Source organism: Cylindrospermopsis sp. CR12 (assembly GCF_001432185.1).
GTDB lineage: Bacteria > Cyanobacteriota > Cyanobacteriia > Cyanobacteriales > Nostocaceae > Raphidiopsis > Raphidiopsis raciborskii.
On sequence record NZ_LMVE01000117.1, the window covers coordinates 1 to 2,840 of the forward strand.

General features: G+C 43.2%; 3 protein-coding genes and 1 pseudogene. 3 read left to right on the forward strand and 1 reads right to left on the reverse strand.

Going from position 1 to position 2,840, the window contains the following annotated elements:
* Positions 1-171: 171 nt before the first annotated feature.
* The 3 genes and pseudogenes from ASL19_RS13395 to phnK all read left to right on the forward strand — a co-directional run.
* Positions 172-1,356: an alpha-D-ribose 1-methylphosphonate 5-triphosphate diphosphatase gene (locus tag ASL19_RS13395; RefSeq protein ID WP_057178720.1), complete on the forward strand. Its 1,185-nt coding sequence runs from the start codon at positions 172-174 to the stop codon at positions 1,354-1,356.
* Positions 1,353-1,490 carry a hypothetical protein gene (locus ASL19_RS17930; protein ID WP_161808606.1) on the forward strand — a complete coding sequence of 46 codons (138 nt, stop codon included), beginning with the start codon at positions 1,353-1,355 and terminating at the stop codon, positions 1,488-1,490. The genes ASL19_RS13395 and ASL19_RS17930 overlap by 4 nt, the downstream gene beginning before the upstream one ends.
* Positions 1,474-1,587 (forward strand): annotated as a pseudogene (gene phnK / locus ASL19_RS18840) (phosphonate C-P lyase system protein PhnK); the annotation flags it as partial. The gene ASL19_RS17930 and the pseudogene phnK, both read left to right, overlap by 17 nt.
* Positions 1,588-1,817: 230 nt before the next feature.
* Here phnK and ASL19_RS13400 read toward each other — a convergent pair.
* On the reverse strand, positions 1,818-2,840 hold a 1,023-nt coding region (locus tag ASL19_RS13400; protein WP_057178721.1), incomplete at its 5' end, for a hypothetical protein.

Genomic DNA, 2,840 nt, shown 5'->3' on the forward strand with positions numbered 1-2,840 from the left:
TAGTTCAACCAGATATTAAACAGGATGGGTTAGCAGTAGGGTAACCTATGGGGGTGTTGGGTTTCATACTTCAACCCAACCTACTAGGTTCATCTTATATTTAATTCCACCCACCTACTTAGAGCGGAAATGATTAATAGTTAATAGGTTTTGAATAAACGTTTTAGAAAAATGGCGGGAGAGTCTGTGACAAGTAGCAAAGTTGCCATTCAAGGTGTTAAGGTCCTGAGTTCTGGGGGATGGATAGAGGACGGCACGGTTTTGATAGAGGATGGGATATTTACGAGTGTTAACCAATGTGAGGTTCCCTATGGATTTGAGATAGTGAATGGACAGGGTTTACAAATGTTACCCGGGATTATTGACCTGCATGGGGATGCTTTTGAAAGAATGATTTGTCCCAGGCCTGGAATAAATATTCCCCTGTCTATGGCTATGGTTGAAAACGACCGAAATCTTTTGGCATGGGGTATCACGACTTTTTACTGCTCTATTACCGATTCCTATGAACCTGGTTTACGCAGTCGCGAAACGGCTGGTCATATTATGGAATTTATTTTAGGCACGGGTAAGGAGTTTTTAAAAACTAATCACCGGATTCATATTAGACATGAGGAAGCTAATGTTTTGGGACATGATGAGTTGTGTGAATGGTTGGAGACGGGTCGTATAGATATTTTATCGATAAATGACCATCTACCATCTACTCCAGAAGAAAAGAGATGGTATAGATACCTAAATAGTATTAAACAAAGAACTTCTTTATCTCTGGAGGAAATAACTCAACTGGTTATGCAGGTGAGGGAAACAAGAGACCAAGCTGATGAGCAAATAGAAACTCTCATCAAAATCGCCCAGGGGCGGAATATTCCTCTGGCTTCCCATGATGATGATACACCAGAAAAGGTGGCTCTTAGTCAAAAAAGGGGGGTGGCAATTGCGGAATTTCCGGCGAGTGTGGATTTGGCGGCTCAGTGTCAAGCTTATGGAGCTTCTGTACTAATGGGGGCACCTAATTTAGTGCGTGGAGGTTCTCACCTTGGTTTAATGAGTGTGGGGACGGGGATAAAATCTCAAGTTATTGATTGTCTTTGCTCGGACTATCACTATCCCTCATTATTTTATAGTCCCTTCAAAATAGCAGAAGAGGGACTAATGTGTTTTGAAGAAGCATGGTCGTTGGTTTCTAGTAAACCTGCTGCTGCTGCTGGTATTGGCGATCGTAAGGGACAAGTTGCTCCGGGTCTGGATGCTGATTTCCTCTTAATATCACCGGATTTACCTGTGCTCTGTGCTATTGTATCTGTTTATGTGTTGGGAAAAGAAGTTGTCTATTATCCTCTGAAAAAACTATGAATTTTACTATTGAGGAAGTTTGTCGTTTGTTCGACGAAAAAGGGTCAAAAGAGGAGTTTATTCGTTTACCTTTTGCTCCAGATGCGGTAAAACTAAGAATTGTTGATTCTTATGGATTTGATTCTTATGGATGAGCCAACGGGTGGACTGGATGTGTCAGTTCAAGCTCGATTGCTAGATCTGCTGCGATCGCTGGTTAGAAATTTTAATCTAAGTGTAATTTTAGTGACTGTGAACTCATCGTGCGATCGCATTTCATAGAGGTTTCCATTAATTCTACTTCCCAGAGGGAAGCGTACCAACGAAAAACTAGCCCCTTGGTAAGGTATCACATCCAAAAGAATAACGGGTAATTGCTACCATGGGGAGTGTTTATATCCCGTGGGTTTGTTGGGTTTCGTTGCTCAACCCAACCTACAAGTCCTCTGGCGATCTCCCATAGGGAGTGCTTCGCAATCGCCCTAACTGCGAATAACGGTAATAGTGCGTCCCCCTGGACTAATAGCTTGCTCCGTACTAATTCTCTCTCCCATGGGTGGTAACCCCGCACGGCGATCGAAAATCACTAACCAACCTGTATCCAATCCTAAACCATTCAGATATTTATCCAATTGGATCAAACCCTGGGTTAGCGGATCTAACTTTTCTTTCCGCACCTTTAACTCTATGCCCATCACCACTTTGCCATAGCGCAAACAAATATCCATCCTCCCAGAACCAATGGCATATTCTCGTTCTAACGTACCACCACCATTCACTACCCGATGCAAAAATGCCATTAACACCAAGTGAGGAGCAATCTCATGGTAGGGCGCACTTTTGAGCAGTGGTTCCCCATGTTGTCGCCAAAATTCCAAAAAAGAGTCTAATAGGATTTGAGGGTTGAGTGTGCCATCAGGGTTTAACCAGTTGGGTTCCACCGAAGTTAAAGAGGCGATCGCCACGGAGGCTAAAGCTTTAGGTAAAATCTCTCGATAAATAGGGTTAGCAATTTCCAGTCCACCCCCGCGATCGCGACGGCATAAACCCAGATCTAACACGTATCGTAAGTTATCTTCTGGCGTATCAGCTAAGTCTTCACCAGCTAACATAGGTTGAATAATGTCCCTGACCCTCTCTTCCCGTAATCTTTCTGCTAAGCTATCTAAATGGGTATCCTGGCGTCGAATCAGAATTTCCTTGGCTTGGTTAATCACTTCAGCAGTAATGGGTTGGGTAATGTCTTTCACCAAAACCTGGGTAGCTTGACGAGCTAGGGCGTTAACTAACCACGGTTGTCCATCAGTTAAATAAAATGCCTGATGGATGGCTTCCGGAGTAAACACCTGTCCCGTAGCTTGTGTATGTTGTAAGTAAAGTTCTTCTACTTCTGATAAAGTAAAATTACTGAGGGTTAAAGACTCAGCCTTGATATTGAAAGGACTGGAAGTATTAAGTCTTTCACTTCCACCGGATTTAACCTTATAGTCCCGCACATCCCGCAT

Bases quoted from the DNA above. Each gene is read 5' to 3' on its own strand.
- ASL19_RS13395 (WP_057178720.1), top strand. From the start codon at position 172: ATGGCGGGAGAGTCTGTGACAAGTAGCAAAGTTGCCATTCAAGGTGTT.
- ASL19_RS17930 (WP_161808606.1), top strand. From the start codon at position 1,353: ATGAATTTTACTATTGAGGAAGTTTGTCGTTTGTTCGACGAAAAAGGG.